Origin of the sequence: Stenotrophomonas sp. A3_2, from assembly GCF_036624925.1 — a bacterium.
GTDB classification, from domain to species: domain Bacteria; phylum Pseudomonadota; class Gammaproteobacteria; order Xanthomonadales; family Xanthomonadaceae; genus Stenotrophomonas; species Stenotrophomonas hibiscicola.
Genome location: NZ_JAZKVY010000238.1, coordinates 189,785 through 213,593 on the forward strand (window position 1 = coordinate 189,785; position 23,809 = coordinate 213,593).

Annotated in this window: 17 protein-coding genes; 8 read left to right on the forward strand and 9 right to left on the reverse strand. The window is 65.7% G+C overall.

The annotated features are described in order from the left end of the window. Nucleotides 1-6: 6 nt before the first annotated feature. Both R5H29_RS09575 and R5H29_RS09580 read right to left on the reverse strand, forming a co-directional pair. Nucleotides 7-780 (reverse strand): NAD kinase, encoded by a 774-nt coding sequence (locus R5H29_RS09575; RefSeq protein ID WP_134730874.1) that lies wholly within the window; start codon nt 778-780, stop codon nt 7-9. 194 nt (nt 781-974) lie between these two features. Beyond that, entirely contained in the window at nt 975-5,951 is a 4,977-nt protein-coding gene (locus R5H29_RS09580) for an NAD-glutamate dehydrogenase domain-containing protein (RefSeq protein ID WP_332329103.1), read from the reverse strand. Nucleotides 5,952-6,201: 250 nt separating this feature from the next. On the opposite strand from R5H29_RS09580, the gene R5H29_RS09585 reads away from it, so the two are divergent. From R5H29_RS09585 to R5H29_RS09595, 3 genes are read left to right on the forward strand one after another with little or no spacing between them, the layout of a single operon-like run. Next, complete coding sequence (locus R5H29_RS09585) at nt 6,202-6,858, forward strand: TetR/AcrR family transcriptional regulator (RefSeq protein WP_019660385.1); 657 nt, start codon at nt 6,202-6,204, stop codon at nt 6,856-6,858. Beyond that, entirely contained in the window at nt 6,858-8,126 is a 1,269-nt protein-coding gene (locus R5H29_RS09590) for an efflux RND transporter periplasmic adaptor subunit (RefSeq protein ID WP_134735630.1), read from the forward strand. The genes R5H29_RS09585 and R5H29_RS09590 overlap by 1 nt, the downstream gene beginning before the upstream one ends. Nucleotides 8,127-8,141: 15 nt before the next feature. Then, nucleotides 8,142-11,315 carry a multidrug efflux RND transporter permease subunit gene (locus R5H29_RS09595; protein WP_332329104.1) on the forward strand — a complete coding sequence of 1,058 codons (3,174 nt, stop codon included), beginning with the start codon at nt 8,142-8,144 and terminating at the stop codon, nt 11,313-11,315. 151 nt (nt 11,316-11,466) lie between these two features. On the opposite strand, the gene R5H29_RS09600 is transcribed toward R5H29_RS09595, so the two are convergent. Both R5H29_RS09600 and R5H29_RS09605 read right to left on the reverse strand, forming a co-directional pair. Further along, complete coding sequence (locus tag R5H29_RS09600) at nt 11,467-11,838, reverse strand: hypothetical protein (protein ID WP_227844489.1); 372 nt, start codon at nt 11,836-11,838, stop codon at nt 11,467-11,469. A gap of 60 nt (nt 11,839-11,898) precedes the next feature. After that, the gene (locus R5H29_RS09605) at nt 11,899-13,047 is read right to left on the reverse strand and encodes an acyl-CoA dehydrogenase family protein (protein WP_332329105.1); all 1,149 of its coding nucleotides are present in this window, start codon (nt 13,045-13,047) and stop codon (nt 11,899-11,901) included. 153 nt (nt 13,048-13,200) lie between these two features. Here R5H29_RS09605 and R5H29_RS09610 point away from each other — a divergent pair, with 153 nt between their 5' ends. From R5H29_RS09610 to R5H29_RS09625, 4 genes are all read left to right on the forward strand, one after another. Further along, nucleotides 13,201-14,130, forward strand: coding sequence for a metalloregulator ArsR/SmtB family transcription factor (locus R5H29_RS09610; RefSeq protein WP_019660391.1), 930 nt, complete (start codon nt 13,201-13,203; stop codon nt 14,128-14,130). 13 nt (nt 14,131-14,143) lie between these two features. Next, nucleotides 14,144-15,238 (forward strand): homocysteine S-methyltransferase family protein, encoded by a 1,095-nt coding sequence (locus tag R5H29_RS09615; RefSeq protein ID WP_332329106.1) that lies wholly within the window; start codon nt 14,144-14,146, stop codon nt 15,236-15,238. Beyond that, nucleotides 15,235-17,919: a methionine synthase gene (metH, locus tag R5H29_RS09620; protein ID WP_332329107.1), complete on the forward strand. Its 2,685-nt coding sequence runs from the start codon at nt 15,235-15,237 to the stop codon at nt 17,917-17,919. Before R5H29_RS09615 ends, metH begins: the two co-directional genes overlap by 4 nt. 79 nt (nt 17,920-17,998) lie before the next feature. Next, nucleotides 17,999-19,186, forward strand: a complete 1,188-nt coding sequence (locus R5H29_RS09625) for an MFS transporter (protein ID WP_143994109.1) — start codon at nt 17,999-18,001, stop codon at nt 19,184-19,186. A gap of 48 nt (nt 19,187-19,234) precedes the next feature. On the opposite strand, the gene R5H29_RS09630 is transcribed toward R5H29_RS09625, so the two are convergent. The 5 genes from R5H29_RS09630 to R5H29_RS09650 form a co-directional block, all read right to left on the reverse strand. Then, on the reverse strand, nt 19,235-19,921 hold the full coding sequence (locus R5H29_RS09630) for a DUF2058 domain-containing protein (protein ID WP_021202714.1): 687 nt from the start codon (nt 19,919-19,921) through the stop codon (nt 19,235-19,237). 10 nt (nt 19,922-19,931) lie between these two features. Beyond that, a complete protein-coding gene (locus R5H29_RS09635) occupies nt 19,932-20,171 on the reverse strand; it encodes a SlyX family protein (protein ID WP_019660397.1) in 240 nt (79 codons plus the stop codon). Further along, nucleotides 20,164-21,513, reverse strand: a complete 1,350-nt coding sequence (locus R5H29_RS09640; RefSeq protein ID WP_332329108.1) for a UDP-glucose/GDP-mannose dehydrogenase family protein — start codon at nt 21,511-21,513, stop codon at nt 20,164-20,166. The genes R5H29_RS09635 and R5H29_RS09640 overlap by 8 nt, the downstream gene beginning before the upstream one ends. A 23-nt stretch (nt 21,514-21,536) precedes the next feature. Next, nucleotides 21,537-22,514, reverse strand: a complete 978-nt coding sequence (locus R5H29_RS09645; protein WP_019660399.1) for an FKBP-type peptidyl-prolyl cis-trans isomerase — start codon at nt 22,512-22,514, stop codon at nt 21,537-21,539. Nucleotides 22,515-22,610: 96 nt separating this feature from the next. After that, complete coding sequence (locus R5H29_RS09650) at nt 22,611-23,198, reverse strand: glutathione peroxidase (RefSeq protein ID WP_407073526.1); 588 nt, start codon at nt 23,196-23,198, stop codon at nt 22,611-22,613. Nucleotides 23,199-23,562: 364 nt separating this feature from the next. On the opposite strand from R5H29_RS09650, the gene R5H29_RS22965 reads away from it, so the two are divergent. Then, nucleotides 23,563-23,808, forward strand: coding sequence for a hypothetical protein (locus R5H29_RS22965; RefSeq protein WP_032955307.1), 246 nt, complete (start codon nt 23,563-23,565; stop codon nt 23,806-23,808). Nucleotide 23,809 lies beyond the last annotated feature (1 nt).

Sequence of the window (23,809 nt, forward strand, 5' to 3'; positions counted from 1 at the left end):
TTGTCCTCAAAAAACGAACTGTTCGCTCAGGATCCGGTCTTCCAGGTTGTGTTCCGGGTCGAACAGCAGGGTCACGCGCCGGTCCCTGGACTCGCGGATGGTCACCTCCACTACGTCGCGGGTCTCGTGCGAGTCAGCGGTGACGCTGACCGGACGCTTGTAGGGATCGAGCACGCGGAAGCGCACTTCGGTGTCGGCCTTGAGGATCGCCCCGCGCCAGCGTCGCGGCCGATATGGGGCCAGCGGCGTCAGCGCGATGGTATGCGACCCCAGCGGCAACACCGGGCCGTGCGCGGAATAATTGTAGGCGGTGCTGCCGGCCGGGGTGGCGACCAGCACGCCGTCACCGATCAGTTCGGCCACGCGCTCCTGGCCGTTCAGGTCGATGCCGATATGCGCAGCCTGCCGGGTCTGGCGCAGCAGTGAAACATCGTTGTAGGCCAGCGACCCGGTACTGGTGCCCGATTCGGTCAGCGCCACCATCTCCAACGGGCGCAGGTTGGCCGGTTCGGCACGGGCGATGCGCGCCTGCACGTCATCGTCGCCGCGGTACTGGTTCATCAGGAAGCCCACGGTGCCCAGCTTCATGCCGAACACCGGCTTGCCCAGGTGCCCATGCCGATGCAGGGTCTGCAGCATGAAGCCGTCGCCCCCCAGCGGGCACAGCACGTCGGCCTGCTCCGGCGCGTGATCGCCATAACGCGAGACCATCGCCGCGCGGGCCATCTGCGCGGGCTCAGCGGTGCTGGCCAGGAAAGCGATGCGGGGGGTGTCGCTCATCGGTGGATCCGGGTGGGTGTGCCAGCAAGAGCATACCCGGTAGTGCCGGCCGCTGGCCAGCAGCTTCAGCCGATAACGGTTCATGCAGTTGCCGGCCAGCGGCCGGCACTACCAAGGCAATGCAGAACGGCCCCGCTTTCGCGGGGCCGCTCCTTTTCTCCACGCAGGCCGGGCATGGCCCAGCGCTACGTCACTTACGCGCCGTGCGCAGCGAGCTGGCCCAGGCGCTGGACTGCGACCGAAACGGTCGGGTAGTCCAGGGTCTTCTGCTCGGCCAGTTCGGCCAGCATCGCCAGGGTGAAGCGCAGGCTGTTGTCGTCGCGGCCCATCCAGGCGGCCACCTTGGCTTCAGCACTGCCACCCTTGGTGCCCAGCACCTGGCCGGCCAAGTTGCGGTGGTTGGCGGCCAGCTCGTCACGCAGCACGCCACGTGCCACGGCGTGCCAACGACCGTTGACCTCCAGCGCGTCGACCTGCTCGAACAGCCACGGCAGCTGCAGGGCATCGCCCAGGCGGAAGTGGACCTTGGACACGTCCACCGGCTTCAGCTTGCGGGTGCGGGCCAGTTCGATGATGTCGAACGCCGGCTCCAAGAAGTGCAGTTCGGCCAGCTGCTGCGCCAGCGCGGACGGCAGGCCCTTTTCCTTCCACTCGGCCACCAGAGCTTCGTAGGTCGGACGCTGCGAATCCGGCAGCACACCCGAAGCAACGCGGATGTCGTTGAACGGACCCTGGTAGCGGTTGACCGCTTCGGTGATGCCCGGCATCGCACCCGGGCGCGACAGCAGCCAGCGCACGAACGAACGCTGCAGCTTCCAGATCACTTCCAGTGCGTCGATCTGCACCGACTCCGGCACCTTGCCGTCGAGGGCATCGATCTGCGCCCACAGCGCGCGTGCATCCAGCGTTTCACGGCTGATGGTGTACGCCTTGGCGACCTCGGCGATGGAACGACCGGTGTCTTCCTGCATGCGCATCAGGAAGGTGGCGCCCATGCGGTTGATGGTCTGGTTGGTCACGGCCGTGGCGATGATTTCGCGCTTCAGGCGGTGACGCTCCATCGCGTCGGCGTACTTCTTCTGCAGCGGGGTCGGGAAGTAGCGCTGCAGCTCCTTGGACAGGTACGGATCTTCCGGAATGTCCGAATCCAGCAGCTGGTTGAACGCCACCAGCTTGGAATAGGACAGCAGCACCGACAGCTCCGGACGGGTCAGGCCCTGGCCGCGTGCCTTGCGCTGCGAGAGCTCGGCATCGGACGGCAGGAACTCGATCTGGCGATCGAGCAGGCCCTGCTGTTCCAGGGTGCGGATGAAGTGCTGCTTGGACCCCAGGCGCTTGACTGCCATCCGCTCCATCAGGCTCAGCGCCTGGTTCTGGCGGTAGTTGTCGTTGAGCACCAGCTCGGCGACCTCATCGGTCATCGACGCAAGCAGCTTGTTGCGCTGCTCGACGGTCAGCTTCTTGGCCCGCACCACATCGTTGAGCAGGATCTTGATGTTGACTTCGTGGTCGGAGGTATCGACGCCGGCCGAGTTGTCGATGAAGTCGGTGTTGAGCAGCACGCCGGCCTGGGCAGCCTCGATGCGGCCCAGCTGGGTCATGCCCAGGTTGCCGCCCTCGCCCACCACCTTGCAGCGCAGCTCGCCACCGTTCACGCGCAGCGCGTTGTTGGCACGGTCGCCGACGTCGCTGTGCTGTTCACTGGCGGCCTTGACGTAGGTACCGATGCCACCGTTCCACAGCAGGTCGACCGGTGCCTTCAGGATCGCACTCATCAGATCGTTCGGCGACAGCGCCTTGACGTTCTCGTCCAGGCCCAGCGCCTCACGCACCTGCGGGGTGATCTCGATCGACTTCAGGCTGCGCGGGTACACGCCGCCGCCCTTGCTGATCAGCTTGGTGTCGTAGTCGGCCCAGCTCGAACGCGGCAGGGTGAACAGGCGCTCACGCTCGATGAACGACGTGGCCGCATCCGGATTCGGGTCCAGGAAGATGTGGCGGTGGTCGAACGCAGCGACCAGGCGGATGTGGCGCGACAGCAGCATGCCGTTGCCGAACACGTCGCCGGACATGTCGCCGACGCCGACCGCAGTGAAGTCCTGGCTCTGGCTGTCACGGCCCAGCGCACGGAAGTGGCGCTTGACCGATTCCCACGCACCGCGCGCGGTGATGCCCATGCCCTTGTGGTCGTAGCCGACCGAACCACCGGAGGCGAACGCATCGCCCATCCAGAAGCCGTGCGCGACGGCCAGGCCGTTGGCGATGTCGGAGAAGGTCGCGGTGCCCTTGTCGGCGGCCACCACCAGGTACGGATCGTCCATGTCGTGGCGCACGACATCCAGCGGCGGCACGATCTTGTTGTTGACGATGTTGTCGGTGATGTCCAGCAGGCCCTGGATGAACAGCTTGTAGCAGGCCACGCCGTTGGCGAAGATCGCATCGCGGTCGCCGTTCACCGGCGGGGTCTTGGCGAAGAAGCCACCCTTCGCACCGACCGGCACGATGACGGTGTTCTTGACCATCTGTGCCTTGACCAGGCCCAGCACTTCGGTACGGAAGTCTTCGCGACGATCCGACCAGCGCAGGCCGCCACGCGCAACCGCACCGAAGCGCAGGTGGGTACCTTCCACGCGCGGGCCGTACACGAAGATCTCGCGGTACGGGCGCGGCTTCGGCAGGTCCGGCACCAGCGCCGAATCGAACTTGAAGCTGATGACATGGCCGTGCTGGCCGTTGGCATCGGTCTGGTAGTAGCTGGTGCGCAGGGTCGCGTCGATCACGCCCATGAACGAGCGCAGGATGCGGTCCTCGTCCAGGCTGGACACGCGGTCCATCAGCTTCAGCAGCGCATCGCGCGCGGCCTGCATCTGCGCGTCACGGTCGCCCTTGCGGGCGTCGACCACGGTCTTGAGCACCTTCAGGGTGGCCTCGTCGCCAGCAGCCAGCACATCGAAGTGGGCCTTCAGCTGGGCCTGGCCGGCGGCGATGTCGTCCTTGCTCTCGTGGCCGGTGGCCGGATCGAAGCGGGCTTCGAACAGCTCGACCAGCAGACGGGCCAGCAGCGGGTAGCGCGCGAACGTGCCTTCCACGTAGGCCTGCGAGAACGGCACGCCGGTCTGCAGCAGGTACTTGCAGTAGCCACGCAGCATGGCGACCTGGCGCCAGTGCAGGCCGGCCGCCAGCACCAGGCGGTTGAAGCCATCGTTCTCGGCATCGCCGTGCCAGACGCGGGCGAAGGTCTCGCCGAAGGCTTCATCGACACTGGCGGCATCGATCGCGCCAGCGGTGGACTCGACCTCGAAGTCCTGCACGTATACCGGGGCGTTGTCGACCGACAGGCGGTACGGACGCTCGGCGATCACGCGCAGGCCCATGTTTTCCATCATCGGCAGCGCGTCCGACAGCGGGATGTCATCCAGCTGGCGATACAGCTTCAGGCGCAGGCCATCGCCGCTTTCGCGCGGCACGGCCTGCAGGCTCAGGCGCAGGTCGTCCGGGCCGGTCAGCGCGTCGAGCTGGCTGACATCGTTGGCCGCAACAGCCGTGCTGTTGTCTTCGATGTAACCGGCCGGCAGCGCCTTGCCGATGCGGGCGGCGATGCGCAGGCCTTCGGTCTCGCCATGGCGGGCCACCAGCGCCTCGCGCAGGTCGTCCTGCCAGTTGCGCAGGACCTGGGCCAGCTTCTGCTCCAGTTCGGCGGTATCGACGTCGAGCATTTCACCCGGCTTCGGGCGCACGATCAGGTGCACCTGGGCCAGCGGCGATTCGCCCAGCACCACCGAGCTGTCCACGTACTCGCCGTGCAGCGCGTCCTTCAGCATCGCTTCGATGCGCAGGCGCACGTCGGTGTTGAAGCGCTCGCGCGGCAGGTAGACCAGCGCGGAGATGAAACGGCTGTACTTGTCGCGGCGCAGGAACAGGCGGCTGCGCACGCGTTCCTGCAGGCCCAGCACGCCCATCGCGGTGCGGAACAGTTCGTCCTCGCTGGACTGGAACAGTTCTTCGCGCGGCAGGGTTTCCAGGATATGGCGCAGGGCCTTGCCACTGTGGCTGGCCGGGGCCAGGCCGGACTGCTTCATCACGTGCTCGTGGCGCTGGCGCACCAGCGGGATTTCCCACGGGCGACGGTTGTAGGCGCTGGAGGTGAACAGGCCGAGGAAACGCTGCTCGCCGATGATCTTGCCCTTGGCGTCAAACTCCAGCACGCCGATGTAGTCCATGTAACCGGCGCGGTGCACGCGCGAACGGGCATTGGTCTTGGTCAGGATCAGCGCGTCCTTCAAACCGGACGTGGTGTTCAGGCCCTGCGCGGCCAGGGTCTTGACCGGACGGGCGGCGGACTTGTCCTTGCCGCGCATCAGGCCCAGGCCGGTGTCGTTCAGCGGCGCCAGCACCTCTTCCTTGCCCTGCTTCTCGACGCGGTACTCGCGGTAGCCGAAGAAGGTGAAGTGGTTGTCAGCGGCCCAGCGCAGGAACTCCTGTGCTTCCTTGCGCGACGCGTCGTCGACCGGCAGCTGGCGGCTGCCCAGGTCGTCGGCCAGTGCCAGCGCCTTGTCCTTCATCGGCTGCCAGTCGCGCACGATCGCACGCACTTCATCCAGCGCCTTGTTGATGGCCTGTTCGATGGCGGCCATGGCGTCGGCCGGTTGGCGGTCGATCTCCAGCAGCATCACCGACTCGGCATCACCCTCGCCGACCTTGACCAGCTTGCCGGCCTTGTCGCGGGTGAAGCGCAGCACCGGGTGGCCCAGCACGTGGACACCCACGCCCTGCTCGGCCAGCGACATGGTGACGGTGTCGACCAGGAACGGCATGTCGTCGTTGACGATCTGCAGCACGGTATGCGGCGATTCCCAACCGTTGGCCTTCGCGGTCGGATTGAACACGCGGACGTTGGCCTTGCCAGCCTTGCGGGCACGGGCGAATTCCAGCGTCTCAGCCGCGAGAGCGGCCCACTCTTCAGCGCTGTGGTGCGGGAACTCGTCCGCCTCCATGCGCTTGTAGAAGTCAGTGGCAAAGGCCACTGCTTCGGCCTGTGCGGCCGCGGGGTAGCGCTTGCGCAAGGCCGTGTACACCGGCTCCAGGGAGAAACCAGCGGTCACTGCGACCTCCGCTTCTGCTGGTTTGGTCTTGTTTTTCACGGTCTTGGCTGCGGTTTTTTGCGGTTTCATGGCAGAGCGATGCGCTTGCTCAGTTGGGAAAATGAAATTGTAGCCCTACCGCGGGAAAAGGCCTTGCTGCAGGACGGAATAAGCAGATTCGGGTTTGCTGCGGTTTAGACGCCTATTCAGTTCGCGCCGGTAGGGTGATGGCGCCCGGTTCGGCTCTGGCGACAGGATCGGCAAAGCGTGTTACCGGAAGACACACGCGGCAACGCCGTTTCGATTCCACAATCCTGAACTGGACGGTATAGTCCACCGCGTGAATCCGGCCTACCTCCCCGTTGCCCTCGACGCACGCGATGAGCGCGTGTTCGAAGCCGTACGCCAGCTGTTGGCCCAGCAGGGCATGCAGATGAGCATGGACGCAGTGGCCCAGCATGCGGGCTGCTCCAAGCAGACCCTGTACTCGCGCTACGGCAGCAAGCAGGAGCTGCTGCGCCGGGTGATGCAGCGCCATGTCGGCCACGCCACCGGCGCCATGGTCCGTGCACTCCGCACTGACGACCTGCGTGCCAGCCTGCTCCAGTTCGCCATTGACTTCCTGGAGCACTTCAACCAACCGCACGTGGGCCAGGCCTGCCGGCTGATTGCCGCCGATGCGGCCCAGTTTCCCGAAGAGGCGCGTACGCTGTACCGGCACGGTGCCGGCGCGCTGACGCTTCATCTTGCTGAATGGATTGAAACCGTTTGCATGCGTGGCCAGCTCCGGCATGACGACCCGCACTTCATGGCCGAACTGCTGCTGAGCATGATTGCCGGTCAGGATTTCGACAAACAGCGTTTCCATACCCCCCACCGTGATGACGCACTGCTGCGTCGGCGTTGGGCAGAGTTCTCCGTCGACAGCTTCCTGCGCGCCTTCGCGCCACAGCCGTCGGCGGCCCCGTCTACAAACCAACCCCGGAGTTCCTCCTGATGACCGCCCCACTCCGCACCCTTGCCTTGACGTGCGCCGTTGCTGTCGCGCTGGCTGCCTGCAAGAAGCCGGAACAGCAGACGCCCCCGCCGCCGGAGGTGGGCGTGATCGACGCCAAGCCGCAGACCCTGCCGCTGCAGCGTGAGCTGGTCGGCCGCCTGTCGCCGTTCCGCAGTGCCGACGTGCGCGCGCGGGTGCCGGGCGTGCTGCTCAAGCGCGTCTACCAGGAAGGCTCGCAGGTCAAGCAGGGCCAGACCCTGTTCCTGATCGACCCGGCGCCGCTGCGTGCCTCGCTCAATGCGTCTGAAGCGCAGCTGGCCTCGGCCCGCGCGACCTACGCCAACGCCAAGGTGGCCGCCGACCGTGCACGCTCGCTGGCGCCGCAGCAGTTCGTCTCCAAGTCCGACCTGGACAACGCCGAGTCGGCCGAGCGCACCGCGCTGGCCGCGGTCAAGCAGGCCGAAGCCGCCGTGACCTCCTCGCGGATCAACCTGGGTTACGCCGAAGTGACCGCGCCGATCAGTGGCGTGGCCAACAAGCAGCAGGTCACCGAGGGCGCGCTGGTCGGCCAGGGCGATGTGACCCTGCTGACCACCGTCGATCAGCTCGACCCGCTGTACGTGAACTTCTCGCTGAGCGTGGACGAACTGACCCAGCTGCGCGCGCAGCAGGCCAAGGGCGCGCTGGCGCTGTCCGGCGACGGCAAGGCGACGGTGGCAGTGAAGCTGGCCGATGGCAGCACCTACAGCGAGCCGGGCACGCTGGACTTCTCCTCCACTACGGTCGACCCGGCCACCGGTGCAGTGTCATTGCGCGCTGTGCTGCCGAACCCGCAGCAGATCCTGCTGCCAGGTGCCTTCGTCAGCTTCCAGGCCAACCTGGGCGAGCGCAACAACGCCTACCTGGTACCGCAGCAGGCCCTGCTGCGCGATACCACCGGCGGCTACGTGATGGTGGTCGGCGCCGACGGCAAGGTCGTGCGCAAGAACGTGAAGACCGATGGCGCGCAGAACGGCAACTGGCTGGTCAGCGACGGCCTGGCCGCCGGTGACAAGGTGATCGTGGCCGGCGTGCAGAAGGTCAAGGAAGGTGCACCGGCCGTGGCCAAGCCGTGGACCCCGGGGCAAGACGCCAACGGCAAGCCTGCCGCAGGCGGCGCCGCTCCGGCGGGCGCGGCACCGGCCGCAGGCAAGGCACCGGCCGACGCTGCCAAGCCCGAGCAGGCCGATACGGCCAAGCCGGCCGCCACCGATTCGAACAAGCAGTAACGGGAACCTTCCGTCATGCCTAAATTTTTCATCGAACATCCAGTCTTCGCCTGGGTGGTTGCGATCCTGATCTCGCTCAGCGGCGTGATCGCGATCCTCAACCTGGGCGTGGAGTCCTATCCCAACATCGCCCCGCCGCAGGTCACCGTCTCGGCGACCTACCCGGGTGCCAGTGCCGACACCACGGAAAAATCGGTCACCCAGGTGATCGAGCAGCAGCTGACCGGTATCGATCACCTGCTGTACTTCAGTTCCTCGTCCGCGTCCAACGGCCGTGCGCAGATCACCCTGACCTTCGAGACCGGTACCGATCCGGACATCGCTCAGGTGCAGGTGCAGAACAAGGTCTCGCTGGCCACGCCACGCCTGCCCTCGGAAGTGACCCAGCAGGGCGTGGTGGTGGCCAAGGCCAACGCCGGCTTCCTGATGGTGGTGGCGCTGCAGTCCGATACTCCGACCATCAACCGTGACGCCCTGAACGACATCGTCGGTTCGCGCGTGCTCGACCAGGTCTCGCGCATCCCCGGCGTCGGCAGCACCCAGCAGTTCGGTTCCGAGTACGCCATGAACATCTGGTTGAACCCGGAGAAGATGCAGGGCTATGGCCTGTCGGCCAGCCAGGTACTGGCCGCGGTACGTGCGCAGAACGTGCAGTTCGCCGCCGGTGCGCTGGGTTCGGACCCGTCGCCGGAAGGCCAGCACTTCACCGCCACGGTCTCGGCCGAAGGCCGCTTCAGCTCGCCGCAGGAATTCGAGAACATCATCCTGCGCGCCAACGCTGACGGTTCGCGCGTGCTGCTGAAGGACATCGCCCGCGTCGCCTTCGGTGCCAACAACTACGGCTTCGACACCCAGTACAACGGCAAGCCGACCGGCGCCTTCGCCATCCAGCTTCTGCCGGGCGCCAATGCCCTGAACGTGGCCGAAGCGGTGCGCGCCAAGATGGACGAGCTGCAGCCCAGCTTCCCGTCCGGGGTGACCTGGTTCTCGCCGTACGACAGCACCACGTTCGTCAAGATCTCGATCCAGGAAGTGGTCAAGACCCTGTTTGAAGCGGTCTTGCTGGTGTTCCTGGTGATGCTGATCTTCCTGCAGAACTTCCGCGCCACCCTGATCCCGACCCTGGTGATCCCGGTCGCCCTGCTCGGTACCTTCCTGGGCATGTGGATGATCGGCTTCACCATCAATCAGCTGACGCTGTTTGCGATGGTGCTGGCGATCGGCATCGTGGTCGACGACGCGATCGTGGTGATCGAGAACGTCGAACGCATCATGACCGAGGAGGGCCTGGCGCCCAAGCCTGCCACGCAGAAAGCGATGACCCAGATCACCGGTGCGGTGGTGGCGATCACCGTCGTGCTGGCCGCGGTGTTCATCCCCTCCGCCCTGCAGGGCGGTGCCGCCGGTGAGATCTACAAGCAGTTCGCGCTGACCATCGCCATCTCGATGGCATTCTCGGCGTTCCTGGCCCTGGGCTTCACGCCGGCGCTGTGCGCGACCTTCCTCAAGCCGACGCACAACGACAACCCGAACATCGTCTACCGCACCTTCAACAAGTACTACGACAAGATCAGCCACACCTATGTGGGCCACATCACCTCTGCGGTGCGCCATGCGCCGCGCTGGATGATCCTGTTCGTGGTGCTGACCGCGCTGTGCGGCTTCCTGTTCACCCGCATGCCGGGCAGCTTCCTGCCGGAAGAAGACCAGGGCTATGCGCTGGCGATCGTGCAGCTGCCGCCGGGCTCGACCAAGGGCCAGACCAACGAAGTGTTCGCGCAGATGCGTGGCATCCTGGAAAAGCAGGATGGCTATGAAGGCATGCTGCAGGTGGCCGGCTTCAGCTTCGTCGGTTCCGGCGAGAACGTGGGCATGGGCTTCATCCGCCTGAAGCCGTGGGAGGAACGCAAGTTCACCGCGCCCGAGTTCATCCAGAACATGAACGGCGCGTTCTACGGCATCAAGGAAGCGCAGATCTTCGTGGTCAACCTGCCCACCGTGCAGGGCCTGGGCCAGTTCGGTGGCTTTGACATGTGGCTGCAGGACCGTAGCGGTGCCGGCTACGAACAGTTGACCCAGGCCCGCAACATCCTGCTCGGCCAGGCCGCGCAGAAGCCGGACCACCTGGTTGGCGTGCGCCCCAACGGTCTGGAAAACGCGCCTCAGCTGCAGCTGCACGTGGACCGCGTGCAGGCGCAGTCGATGGGCATGTCGGTGTCGGACGTGTACAGCACCATCCAGCTGATGCTGGCCCCGGTGTACGTCAACGACTTCTTCTACGAAGGCCGCATCAAGCGCGTGACCATGCAGGCCGATGGTCCGTACCGCACTGGCCAGGAATCGCTGAAGAGCTTCTACAGCCCGTCCAGCCTGACCCAGAACGCCGATGGCACCAACGCGATGATCCCGTTGAACACGGTGGTCAAGTCCGAATGGGTGTCGGCGCCGCCGTCGCTGAGCCGCTACAACGGCTACTCGGCGATCAACATCGTCGGTTCGCAGGCACCGGGCACCAGCTCGGGTGAGGCGATGCAGACCATGGAAGGCATCGTCAACGACGACCTGCCGGCCGGCTTCGGCTACGACTGGTCGGGCATGTCCTACCAGGAAATCCTGGCCGGCAACGCGGCGACCCTGCTGCTGGTGCTGTCGATCGTGGTGGTGTTCCTGTGCCTGGCCGCCCTGTATGAAAGCTGGTCGATCCCGGTGGCGGTGCTGCTGGTCGTGCCGCTGGGCGTGCTGGGTGCCCTCGGCCTGTCGATGCTGCGCGGCCTGCCCAACGATCTGTTCTTCAAGATCGGCCTGATCACCGTGATCGGCCTGGCGGCGAAGAACGCGATCCTGATCGTGGAGTTTGCGGTGGAGCAGCGCGCAGCAGGCAAGAACCTGCGTGATGCCACCATCGAAGCGGCCCGCCTGCGTTTCCGCCCGATCCTGATGACCTCGTTCGCGTTCATCATGGGCGTGATCCCGATGGCGATCTCCACCGGCGCCGGCGCCAACTCCCGCCACGCCATCGGCACCGGCGTGATCGGCGGCATGCTGTTCGCCACCCTGCTCGGCCTGCTGATGATCCCGGTGTTCTTCGTGGTCGTGCGCCGCATGCTGGGCGACGAGCTGGATGAACCGTCGAAGGAGTTCATGGAGCGCCAGCGCGACGCAGAGTCCGCCCACCGCCCGGATCGTTGATCCGGCGGTGCGCTGAAACGAAAAGGCCCCGGAGCGATCCGGGGCCTTTTTATTGCCACAATTGAATTCATGCCAACCCAGGTTGGCATCTACCGGAACAACGGCATTGCCGGTAGCCGCCAACCTTGGTTGGCGCTGTTCGGGCAACGCCTCAGCGCATCACCGCGACCACGGCGCACACCGCCACCAGAATCAGCGAGGCCCACTGCATGGGTACGAAGAAGAAATGGTGGGGCGCGGCCTCCCCCTTCTGCCGCGGCGCACGGTTGAGCCACAGGCCCAGCACCACGTTCACCGCTGCGCCGAGGCCTGCGCCCAACAGAACCTGTGACAGCGGAGTATTGCCCTTGGGGCCGTCATGCGGAAAGAAGTACGCCAGCAGCAGGATCGCTGCAATCGGCGTCACCAGCGTCATGATTCCCCAACCGCGATAGATCACGTCGTCATCCTCGAAGAAACGGACTGCATTAGAGCAGCATGCGTCTCTGCAGGCCAACGGCAATGACGTCATCTGGATGACCATCATCCACGCGTGGCGTGGACCTACCGCCGCGCCGCCATTGCGGCGGCGCGGCCCTGCGACTCAGCGCAGCCCGGTTTCGTTGCGGGCGATCACCAGGCGCTGGATCTCCGAAGTACCTTCGTAGATCTCGGTGATCTTGGCATCACGGAAGTAGCGCTCCAGCGGCATTTCCTTGGAATACCCCATGCCGCCGTGGATCTGCACCGCCTGGTGGGTAATCCACATCGCCGCCTCAGAGGCGGTCAGCTTGGCAATGGCAGCCTCATTGCTGAAGCGCTTGCCCTGGCCCTTCACCCACGCCGCGCGCAGGGTCAGCAGCAGCGCTGCGTCCAGCTTGCACTTCATGTCGGCAATCTTGGCCTGGGTCATCTGGAAGGTACCGATGGCCGCGCCGAATGCCTTGCGCTCCTTGACGTATTCAATCGTCGCTTCATAGGCGGCACGGGCGATGCCGATGGCCTGCGAAGCGATGCCGATGCGGCCGGCATCGAGCACGCTCATGGCGATCTTGAAGCCCTCGCCTTCCTGGCCCAGCACGTCTTCGGCCCGCGCCACGTAATCGTTGAACTCGATCTCGCAGGTAGCCGAGGCGCGGATGCCCAGCTTCGGCTCGGTCTTGCCGCGGCCGAAGCCGGCCTTGTCGGTGTCGATGAGGAAGGCGGTGATGCCGCGTGCGCCCTTGTCCGGCTCGCTCATCGCGAACAGCACGATGTACTTTGCCACCGGGCCGGAGGTGATCCAGCTCTTCTTGCCATTGATGACAAAGGTGCCGTCTGCCTGCTTCACCGCGCGGCAGCGCATGGCCGTGGCGTCGGAGCCGGACTGCGGCTCGGTCAGCGCAAACGCGCCGATGGCCTCGCCCTCGGCGATGGCACGCACGTACTTCTGCTTCTGCTGCTCGGAACCGTGAGTGAGGATGCCGTTGCAGAACAGCGAGTTGTTGACGGACATGATCGTCGAATGGGCTGCGTCGGCGGCGGCGACCTCCACCATCGCCAGCACGTACGCGATCGGGTCCATGCCCGCGCCGCCGTATTCGGTCGGCACTTCGATGCCCATCAGGCCGTTCTCGCCCAACAGGCGAATGTTGTCCAGCGGGAACTCGCCGGTACGGTCATGATGCTCCGCGCTCGGGGCGATCTTCTCCTGCGCGATACGCCGCGCCACGTCCTGCAGCATCAACTGCTCTTCGGTAAAGCTGAAATCCACAACACCCTCCCGGGTACATGAAGTTATGGGCCGCATACGGCGCGCCCAGGTGCCTCGATTGTACCGGGGGCCGGCTGCTTCCGTACGCTGCCGACTTGACCGCGACAGGCCCTCTCGGCCAATATATCTCTATATCGCGATAGGTAGATGTTTATGGATCTGGAAGACTGGTCGACCCGCCTGAAGGTGTTCGCCGATGCCACTCGCGTCCGCCTGCTGGCGCTGCTGGAGCAGGAGGAACTGACCGTGGCCGAACTGTCGGCGATCACCCGGCTGGCGCAGCCGCGCGTGTCCACCCACCTGGCACGCCTGAAGGAAGCCGGCCTGGTCCGCGACCGCCGTGCTGGCGTGTCGGCGTACTACCGCTTCGACGAGGCCCAGCTGGACCCGGCGCAGCGTGCATTGTGGCATGCCTTGAGCAACGGAAGCGATGACCCGCTGCTGCGCCAGGATGCCGAACGCGTCGCCGCCGTGCTGGCGCACCGCGCCTCGGACCAGAACTGGGCCGACAGCGTGGCCGGCGACATGGAACGCCACTACTCACCTGGCCGCACCTGGGAGGCACTGGCGCGTACCGCGCTGCCGCTGCTGGAGACCGGCGACGTGCTGGATATCGCTTCCGGTGACGGCGTGCTGGCCGAACTGGTAGCCCCACATGCCAAGCGCTACATCTGCATCGACACCAGCGCGCGCGTGGTCGCCGCCGCCAGCGAACGCCTGCGCCGCCTGCCGAACGTGGAAGTGCGCGAGGGCGACATGCATGCACTGCCGTTCAAGGATGCCAGCTTCGATCTGGTCGTGCTGATGCACGCGCTGACCTACGCCAGCAAGCCGGCGCAGGCGGTGACCGAAGCCGCGCGCGTGCTGCGGCCCGGTGGCCGGCTGCTGCTGTGCAGCCTGGCGCGCCACGAGCACAAGGCCGCCGTGGAGGCCTATGGCCATGTCAACCTCGGCTTCAGCGACAAGGAGCTGCGCAGGTTCGTCGACAAGGCCGGCCTGCAGGTGTCCAGCCTGGAGACGGTCACCCGCGAGAAACGCCCGCCGCACTTTGAAGTGATTTCGCTGATCGCCAACAAGCCCTGAGCCCGAGACCGCCATGCCCGCCCTGCCCTGGTTGCATCCAGATCGTGCCAACGCCCTGCTCGACGCCCTGCGCGAGCGGATCCTGATCATCGATGGTGCGATGGGCACGATGATCCAGCGCCACGGCCTGCAGGAAGACGATTACCGTGGCGAACGCTTCGCCGGTGGCTATGACCATCTGCATGGCTCCGGCTGCGATCACACCACACCGGAAGGCCATGACCTGAAGGGCAACAACGATCTGCTGCTGTTGACCCGGCCGCAGATCGTCGCCGACATCCACACCGCCTACCTCGAGGCCGGTGCGGACCTGGTCGAAACCAACACCTTCAATGCAACCTCGGTCAGCCAGGCCGACTACCACCTCGAGCACCTGGTGTACGAGTTGAACAAGGCCGGCGCTGCGGTTGCGCGCGCGTGCTGTGATGCAGTGGCCGCAACCACCCCGGGCAAGCCGCGCTTCGTGATCGGGGTGATCGGCCCGACCAGCCGCACCGCCTCGATCAGTCCCGACGTGAACGATCCGGGCTTCCGCAACACCAGCTTCGACGAGCTTCGCGACACCTATCGCGAAGCCATCGAAGGCCTGATCGACGGCGGCGCCGACACGCTCATGGTCGAGACCATCTTCGATACGCTCAATGCCAAGGCCGCGCTGTATGCGCTGGAAGAGGCCTTTGATGCACGTGGCGCGCGGTTGCCGGTGATGATCTCCGGCACCATCACCGACGCGTCGGGGCGCACCTTGTCCGGACAGACTGCCGAAGCCTTCCACGCCTCGCTGGCGCATGCGCGACCGCTGTCGATCGGCCTGAACTGCGCGCTGGGCGCCGATGCGATGCGCCCGCATGTGGAAACCCTCTCGCAGGTCGCCGACTGTTACGTCAGCGCCCACCCCAACGCCGGCCTGCCCAACGCGTTCGGCGAGTACGACGAAACCCCTGAAGAGATGGCCATCACCCTGCGCGGCTTCGCCGAGGATGGCCTGTTGAACCTGGTCGGCGGCTGCTGTGGCTCCACCCCCGAGCATATCCGTGCGATCGCCCAGGCCGTGGCCGGGCTGGCACCGCGTGCCCTGCCGGGCGCACGGGAGCAGCACGCCGCATGAGCAGCACGCCTCTCACCCGCCTGTCCGGCCTGGAACCGCTGGTCATCACCCCGGACCTGCTGTTCATCAACGTCGGCGAACGCACCAACGTCACCGGCAGTGCGCAGTTCCGCAAGCTCATCAAGGAAGGCCGCTACGAAGAAGCGGTGGACGTGGCCCGTCAGCAGGTGGCCAGCGGTGCGCAGATCCTCGATGTGAACATGGACGAGGGCCTGATCGACTCGGAAGCGGCGATGACCCGCTACCTGAACCTGATCATGTCCGAGCCGGACATCGCGCGCATCCCGGTGATGGTCGATTCCTCCAAGTGGAGCGTGATCGAGGCCGGCCTGAAATGCCTGCAGGGCAAGAGCGTGGTCAACTCGATTTCGCTGAAGGAAGGCGAGGCGCTGTTCCGCGAGCACGCGCGCAAGGTGCTGCGCTACGGTGCTGCTGCGGTGGTGATGGCGTTCGACGAAAACGGGCAGGCCGACACCTGCGCGCGCAAGGTCGAAATCTGTACCCGTGCCTACCGCATCCTGGTCGACGAGATCGGTTTCCCGCCGCAGGACATCATCTTCGACCCGAACATCTTCGCCGTCGCTACGGGCATCGAAGAGCACGACAACTATGCAGTGGACTTCATCGAAGCCACCCGCATCATCAAGCAGACCCTGCCGCACTGCCACGTCTCCGGCGGCGTCTCCAACGTCTCGTTCTCCTTCCGCGGCAACGAAACGGTACGCCAGGCCATCCACTCGGTGTTCCTGTACCACGCGATCGCCGCCGGCATGGACATGGGCATCGTCAACGCCGGCGCGATGCCGATCTACGACGACCTGGAGCCGGACCTGCGCGAGCGCGTCGAGGACGTGATCCTCAACCGCCGAAGCGATGCCACCGAGCGTCTGCTGGAGATCGCCGAGCGCTACAAGGGCAGGAAGGGCGCGGCGAAGACCGAAGACCTGGCCTGGCGCGAAAAGCCGGTGGCACAGCGTTTGGCGCATGCCCTGGTACACGGCCTGGATGCCTTCGTCGAGGAAGACACCGAACTGGCCCGGCAGGCCTCCAGCCGCCCGCTGGATGTGATCGAAGGCCCGCTGATGGACGGCATGAACATCGTCGGCGACCTGTTCGGCGCCGGCAAGATGTTCCTGCCACAGGTGGTGAAATCCGCGCGCGTGATGAAGAAGGCCGTGGCCTACCTGCTGCCCTACATCGAAGCGGAAAAGGCGCGCAGCGGTGACACCGCCAAGAGCAACGGCAAGATCATCATGGCTACGGTGAAGGGCGATGTGCATGACATCGGCAAGAACATCGTCGGCGTCGTACTGGCCTGCAACAACTTCGACGTGGTCGACCTCGGCGTGATGGTGCCGGCGCAGAAGATCCTCGATGCCGCCCGCGAGCACAACGCCGACCTGATCGGCCTGTCCGGGCTGATCACCCCGTCCCTGGAGGAGATGAGCCACGTTGCCCGCGAGATGGAGCGCCAGGGCTTCGACCTGCCGCTGCTGATCGGGGGTGCGACCACTTCGCGTGCGCACACCGCGCTGAAGATCGACCCGCACTACAAGGCGCCGACGGTATGGGTGAAGGATGCATCGCGCGCGGTTGGCGTTGCGCAGTCGCTGATCTCGCGTGATCTGCGCGAGGCCTTCATTGCCGCCAACGAAGCCGACTATGCCGAAATCCGCGCGCGCCACCGCAACCGGGGCGACGCCAAGCGTCTGGTCACGCTGGAACATGCGCGCGGGCAGAAATTCCAGGGCGGCTGGGACAGTTACACGCCACCGGCACCGAATCAGCCCGGCCTGCACGTGTTCGACGACTATCCCCTGGCCGAACTGGTCGACTACATCGACTGGACGCCGTTCTTCCAGGCCTGGGAGCTGGCCGGCAAGTTCCCGGCGATCCTCACCGACGAGATCGTCGGCACCCAGGCCAGCGAGCTGTACAAGGATGCCCGTGCGATGCTCGAGCGCATCGTCGGCGAGAAGTGGCTGACGGCCAAGGCCGTGTTCGGCCTGTGGCCGGCCAACAGCATCGGCGACGATGTCCGCGTGCAGCACGCACAGGGCGAAACCACCCTGCACTTCCTGCGCCAGCAGGTGGACAAGCCAGCCGAACGCCCGGATTTCTGCCTGGCCGATTTCATTGCACCGGCCGACAGCGGAAAGCAGGACTGGATCGGCGCGTTCGCGGTCACTGCCGGTATCGGCATCGACACCCACGTCGCGCGCTTCGAGGCCGAGCATGACGACTACAACGCGATCCTGCTGAAGGCCCTCGCCGACCGCTTCGCCGAGGCACTGGCCGAGCGCCTGCACCAGCGCGTGCGTACAGAATTCTGGGGCTACGACCGCGCCGAGACGCTGGACAACGAAGCCTTGATCGACGAGCAGTACCGCGGCATCCGTCCGGCGCCAGGCTACCCGGCCTGCCCCGAGCACAGCGAGAAGCGCCGCCTGTTCGACCTGCTGCAGGCTGAGAAGAACGCTGGCATGGAACTGACCGAGAGCTTCGCGATGTTGCCCACGGCCGCTGTCTCCGGCTACTACTTCAGCCATCCGCAGAGCCAGTACTTCGTTGTCGGACGGCTCAGCCGCGAACAGGTCACCGACTATGCCCGGCGCAAGGGCGTGGACCGCGCCCAGGCCGAACGCTGGCTGGCCTCCAATCTCGACTACGATCCCGAATGAGGCGGTAGCACCGGGCCATGCCCGGCGTCATCTCCCGTCCGCCGGGCATGGCCCGGCGCTACCGTGCATTATTCCCGCGATGACCGTTCCCGTTGCCCGCCTCTCAAGTTTCTACTTGTTCTACTACGCGGCGCTCGGCGCGTTCACGCCGTACTGGAGCCTGTTCCTGACCGCGCGCGGGATGAGCGTGACCGCGATCAGCGTGATGATGGGCCTGTGGTACGCCACCCGCGTGATCGCACCCAGTGCCTGGACCTCGCTGGCGGCCGCATCACCGCGACCGATCCGCCTACTGCGCGTCGGCTGCGTGCTGACCCTGCTCAGCTTCGCCGCCTTCCTGCTGCCCCTGCCGCAGCCGTGGATGTACCCGGCGATGATCGTGTTCTGCTTCTTCTACAACGCGGTGATGCCGCAGTTCGAGTCGATCACCCTCACCCACCTGGGCAACGACAGCCATCGCTACGGGCTGATCCGGGTCTGGGGCTCGCTCGGTTTCATCGCCGTGGTCACCCTGTTCGGCTGGCTGATCGAAGGCGATGGCGCCGGCAGCCACGCCGGATTGTTGCCCTGGATGATGCTGCCCCTGTTCGTGCTGCTGGTTGCCTCGGCCTTCAGCAACCACTACGCGCGCGACATCGGCAGGACGGCGGGGGATGCCAGCGGCTTCTGGCAGATCGTGCGCCGACCGCCGGTGCTGGCGTTCTTCCTGGCCGCGTTCATGGAGCAGCTGTCGTTCGGCCCGTACTACACGTTCTTCTCGGTCTACATGGACCATCACGGTTACCGTACCTCCGCCCTGGGCCTGCTGTGGACCATCGGCGTGGTCTTCGAAGTGGGCGTGTTCTTCACCATCGGCCGCTTCTTCCGCCGCTACGACGCCAGCTGGATGCTGCTGATCGCACTGGTCAGTTCCTGCCTGCGCTGGGCCGTGACCGCATTGTTCCCGGAGAACCTGCCGGTAATGCTGCTGGCGCAGACCGCGCACGCGCTGGGCTTTGCCGCGTTCTTTGCGGCGGCGATGCAGATGCTGGCGACCTACTTCCCCGGTCGTCTCAATGGCCACGGCCAGGGACTGCTCTATGGATTCTCGTCGGGTGTCGGCGGGGTGCTGGGCGCGCTTATTGCCGGCCAGCTGTGGAAGATCGACGATGGCCGCACCGCATTCCTGGCGGCTAGCGGGTTTGCCCTGATCGGCGCCCTGCTCTGCTTCTTCGCGCTGAGCCTGCCGCTGATACGCGCGCGCCGCAGAACTGCGTGCGCCCGGTAACGAAAACGCCGGGCAGGGCCCGGCGTTTTCATCATGCGGCAGATGCAGTTACCAGACCAGGTCGTCCGGCACCTGGTACTGCGGGTCCGCGTACGGATCTTCCTCGGCCGGCGCATTCGGATCGACCTTCAGCGCCACCGACGGGGCGAACACTGCCTCGCACTGTGCCAGCACCTCGGCGGTCACCAGCAGGTAGCGGCCGTTGAGCTGGACCACGCCCAGTTCACCCGCATTGAGCGCGGTCAGCTGTTCGGCGGTCACGTAGATGCGCTTGATCTTGCCGCCGTACGGGAAGTGGCGGGCAATGTCCGCCTCCTCGGCATTGAGGCTTTTGCCCTGCAGCAGCGCTTCCAGCTTGGCCTTCGCCTCACGGCGCACGCGTGCTTCTTCCTGCTTCAGGCGCTCGGCCTCGATGCGCTCTTCCTTCTCCCGCTGCGCACGGATCGCATAGGCCTTGGCCAGGTCCATCTCTTCGGCGCTGCGCGGCTTGCGCGGCCCCTGCTGCCCTTGGCCACCACGCGCCTGCCCACCGGGCTTGCCCGCCCCACCATGGCCATGCCCGCGACGCTCGCCGGGCTTGTGCTCGCCCTTGCCTGCGCCCTGCGGCTTTGCATTGCCGTTGCCACCCTTGCCCTGCGGGCGGCCGTCACGGCGGGGGCCATCATTCTTGCGCTCGGGCTTGGGCGCGGGCTTGAAGCCCAGGCCCATCAGCTGGTCGCGGAGGGTATCGCTCATAGGATTCGGATCAGTAGTGCGGCGGCGGCGGTTCGCTCGCCGGATCGGAAGAATTCAGTGCGTTGCGGACCTTGCCCAGGTCCTCCAGCAGAACGCGCAGCACATCGGCATTGCGCATGCCCTGCATGCGGGCATCAGCCAGCGCATCGCTCAACTCGGCCAGCGCCTGTTCCTGGAAGGACACGCGCATCTCCAACTCGACCAGGCGCGCTTCCAGCGCCTGCTCGCGTTCGGTCGGTAGATCAGACATGCAGCGAACGCCCCCGGCCGATGCCGTAGTACGCCAGGCCGGCGGCTTCCACTTCGGCCGGCTCATAGAGGTTGCGGCCGTCGAACACCACCGCGTCCTTCAGCTGCTCGCGCAGCTTCTGGAAATCGGGACTGCGGAACTGCTTCCACTCGGTCACCACGACCAGGGCATCCGCGCCCTGCAGCGCTTCGTCAGCATTGCTGCAGAACACCAGGTCATCGCGTTCGCCGAAGATGCGCTGCGATTCGTGCATTGCTTCCGGATCGTAGGCACGCACCGTGGCACCGCCTTCCCACAGCTGCGCCAGCAGGCGACGGCTGGAGGCTTCACGCATGTCATCAGTGTTCGGCTTGAAGGCCAGGCCCCACACGGCGAAGGTCTTGCCGCGCACACCTTCGTCCTCGCCCTTGTCGTAATGACGCTGGATGAGGGCGAACAGATGGCCCTTCTGTGCATCGTTGACCGCTTCCACTGCATTGAGCAGCTTCGGCTCCAAGCCATGCTGCTGGGCGGTACGGGCCAATGCCTGCACGTCCTTCGGGAAGCACGAGCCGCCGTAGCCGGCGCCCGGGTAGATGAAGTGCCAGCCGATGCGCGGGTCCGAGCCGATGCCCTGGCGGACCTGCTCGACGTCGGCACCGACGCGTTCGGCAATGTTGGCGATTTCGTTCATGAATGAAATCTTGGTTGCCAGCATCGCATTGGCGGCGTACTTGGTCAGCTCGGCCGAACGCACGTCCATCTCGACCACGCGGTCGTGGTTGCGGTTGAACGGCGCGTACAGGCGGCGCATTACCGCTACCGACTCATCGCTGGTCGCACCGATGATGATGCGGTCCGGGCGCATGCAATCGGCGACTGCGTCGCCTTCCTTCAGGAATTCCGGATTGGACACCACGTCGAAGGTGATGTCCGCGCCACGCGCGGCCAGCTCTTCGGCAATGGCGGCGCGCACCTTGTCGGCGGTACCCACCGGCACCGTCGACTTGTTGACCACCACGGTGGGCACGCTCAAGTGCCGGCCGATGGTACGGGCAACGGCCAGCACGTACTGCAGATCGGCGCTGCCATCCTCGTCCGGCGGGGTACCCACGGCGATGAACACTACCTGGCCATGCGCGATCGCCGACGCGGCATCGGTAGTGAATGCCAGCCGCGACGCGGCGTGGTTGGCCTTCACCATCGGCTCCAGGCCAGGCTCATAGATGGGAATGACGCCCTGGTTGAGGCCATCTACCTTGGCCTGGTCGATATCGACGCAGACCACCTGATGACCGACATCGGCCAGGCAGGTACCGGTCACCAGTCCAACGTAACCCGTACCAAAAATCGCAACGCGCATATCCGTATTCGCTCCTCGATGACTTACGGCAGGACGCCCAGCAGCTCGACGTCGAACGTCAAAGTCGCGTTCGGGCCGATCGGGCCGCCGGGAGTGCCGTTCTCTCCGTAGGCGAGTTCGCCCGGGATCCAGAAGCGGTACTTCGAACCGACCGGCATCAGCGCAACGCCTTCGGTCCAGCCCTTGATCACCTGGTCCAGGCCGAACTCAGCCGGCTGGCGGCCGTAGGAACTGTCGAACACGGTGCCGTTGAGCAGCTTGCCTTCGTAGTTCACGCGCACCTTGCTGCTCGGCAGCGGACGCTCGCCGCTACCCGGGCGGATCACCTGGTACTGCAGGCCCGACGCGGTGGTCACCACGCCCGGCTGGGTCTTGTTCTTGGCCAGGAACGCATTGCCTTCCTCGCGGTTGGTCTGCGCAGCGGCGGCGGCCTTGGCCTGCATTTCGGCCTGCTTGCTGCCCATGAAGGCCTGAATGGTGGCGGTCGCGTCAGCTTCCGTCATCTTCGGCTGTCCCTTGCTCAGGCCGGTGCTGATCGCGTCAAACAGCGAGGCGACGTCGATGTCATCCTTCAGCTGCGCCAGCGACGGGCCCACCGAGTAGGAACCGATCATCTGCGAGACCTTGACGCGGTCGACCTTCGGCGGCTGCGAACCCGGCGCCACGCCCGGCACCTGCTGGCCGCTGCGGGCCATCACGACCTGGCGCAGGGCCGCGTCGGTGGCCTTGGCCTGTTCCTGGGTGATCTGCGGCTGCAGGCCTTCGAACGAACGCTCCACGGCGGTGCGCAGCGCGGCCACGTCGATCTCATCGGCGATCGGAGTGAACGACTTGGCCACGTCCAGGCCGATGGCGTAGCCCAGCTTCTGCTTGGGGGAATTCAAGGTTGCGGTCTCCTTGGCGGCTGCGGGGGCAGCCGGTTGTTGCGACAGAGCGACACCCGAAGTGCCCATCGCCAGAATCAGAACCGACGCCGCGGCGCCGCGCATTCCCATCTTCATTCGCTGCATTCCTGGAAGTGTCTGGGCGCCGACGTCGGCGCGAAAAGGATCATTGTCGCACGCATGCCGTCGATGTCGAGGCATGCGTGCCGGATATCAATGCGTGGCGGCGGCTGCCAGCGCCTTGTCGATGGCCGCGATCAGCTGCGGATCGTCCGGCGTCACCTTGCTGGCGAACTGGGCGATGACCTTCCCATCGCGGCCCACGAGGTACTTGTGGAAGTTCCAGGCCGGCGCAACGCCGGTCGCTGCGGTCAGCCGCTGGTACAGCGGCGTGGCCTGCTGACCGACCACATGCACTTTCTCGAACATCGGGAACCTGACGCCGTAGGTCAGGGTGCAGAAGTCCTGGATCTGCTTCTCGTCACCGGGCTCCTGGCCCTTGAAATCGTTGGACGGGAAGCCGAGCACCGCGAAGCCCTTGCCGGCGTACTGCCTGTGCAGCGCCTCCAGGCCTTCGTACTGAGGGGTATAGCCACACTTGCTGGCGGTATTGACCACCAGCAGCACCTGGCCGTGGTAGCGCTGCTGCAGGTTGACCTGCTGCTTGCCAGCCAGCGGCCGGTAGCTGACGTCGAGCAGGTCGGTGGCCAGCGCATTGGCCGAGGCTGCCAGGCCGAGGGCCAGCAGAGTCAACAGGGACAGGCCGCGGAAGCGGTGCGGGAAGGCGGTCGACAGGGGCATGGGAACGTTCCGCAATAGCCGTTTCAAGGGTCCGGCCAGCATCGGCCGGGAATCGGCCGAACTATAGCACCGGGGCCTGTGGCACCTGTCGGCCCCGCCGTGGCACAGCTTTGCCGGGCTTGGCGACAGCCTGTGGGAAACGGCCGCGGCGCGTCGTCATTGACATAGGATTGACGTGACTGAATGGAAGGCGGTCAGGGAAGCCGGTTTCACAACCAATTTTTCCTTTATTATCAATTGCCTGGATGGATATGGCGCGTTCTTGACCGCCCCTGCCATCAGTTGGGTGATGTGGGGGCTTGCACCCCGGCGTGCCGGTGTTATAGTTGCATACAACACCAGTCACCTGAGACAGGGGGAAGCCATGAACGTCCGGATCCGTCGCAACCTCACCGCACACGCGGCCGTCGCTGTTTCGACCCTGCTCGTGCTGGCCTGGTGGGCCACGCCCACCGCCCCTGCTTCTGCCGCTGCCGAAAGTGCGCAGGACGCGACGCTCTCCCCGGCAGGGAATGCCACCCCCTCCTCCCCCCCTCCCCCGCGTCGGCTGCACAGCGCGCTGTCCATGCCGTATTTCTCGTTCGCCCAGCCGCTGATCCCACGGAGCTGAA

Excerpts from the sequence above, each read along its gene's own strand:
- R5H29_RS09575 (WP_134730874.1), bottom strand. The coding sequence starts at position 780 with ATGAGCGACACCCCCCGCATCGCTTTCCTGGCCAGCACCGCTGAGCCC.
- R5H29_RS09580 (WP_332329103.1), bottom strand. The coding sequence starts at position 5,951 with ATGAAACCGCAAAAAACCGCAGCCAAGACCGTGAAAAACAAGACCAAA.
- R5H29_RS09590 (WP_134735630.1), top strand. The coding sequence starts at position 6,858 with ATGACCGCCCCACTCCGCACCCTTGCCTTGACGTGCGCCGTTGCTGTC.
- R5H29_RS09595 (WP_332329104.1), top strand. The coding sequence starts at position 8,142 with ATGCCTAAATTTTTCATCGAACATCCAGTCTTCGCCTGGGTGGTTGCG.
- R5H29_RS09600 (WP_227844489.1), bottom strand. The coding sequence starts at position 11,838 with ATGGTCATCCAGATGACGTCATTGCCGTTGGCCTGCAGAGACGCATGC.
- R5H29_RS09610 (WP_019660391.1), top strand. The coding sequence starts at position 13,201 with ATGGATCTGGAAGACTGGTCGACCCGCCTGAAGGTGTTCGCCGATGCC.
- R5H29_RS09615 (WP_332329106.1), top strand. The coding sequence starts at position 14,144 with ATGCCCGCCCTGCCCTGGTTGCATCCAGATCGTGCCAACGCCCTGCTC.
- metH (WP_332329107.1), top strand. The coding sequence starts at position 15,235 with ATGAGCAGCACGCCTCTCACCCGCCTGTCCGGCCTGGAACCGCTGGTC.
- R5H29_RS09625 (WP_143994109.1), top strand. The coding sequence starts at position 17,999 with ATGACCGTTCCCGTTGCCCGCCTCTCAAGTTTCTACTTGTTCTACTAC.
- R5H29_RS09630 (WP_021202714.1), bottom strand. The coding sequence starts at position 19,921 with ATGAGCGATACCCTCCGCGACCAGCTGATGGGCCTGGGCTTCAAGCCC.
- R5H29_RS09635 (WP_019660397.1), bottom strand. The coding sequence starts at position 20,171 with ATGTCTGATCTACCGACCGAACGCGAGCAGGCGCTGGAAGCGCGCCTG.
- R5H29_RS09640 (WP_332329108.1), bottom strand. The coding sequence starts at position 21,513 with ATGCGCGTTGCGATTTTTGGTACGGGTTACGTTGGACTGGTGACCGGT.
- R5H29_RS09645 (WP_019660399.1), bottom strand. The coding sequence starts at position 22,514 with ATGAAGATGGGAATGCGCGGCGCCGCGGCGTCGGTTCTGATTCTGGCG.
- R5H29_RS09650 (WP_407073526.1), bottom strand. The coding sequence starts at position 23,198 with ATGCCCCTGTCGACCGCCTTCCCGCACCGCTTCCGCGGCCTGTCCCTG.
- R5H29_RS22965 (WP_032955307.1), top strand. The coding sequence starts at position 23,563 with ATGAACGTCCGGATCCGTCGCAACCTCACCGCACACGCGGCCGTCGCT.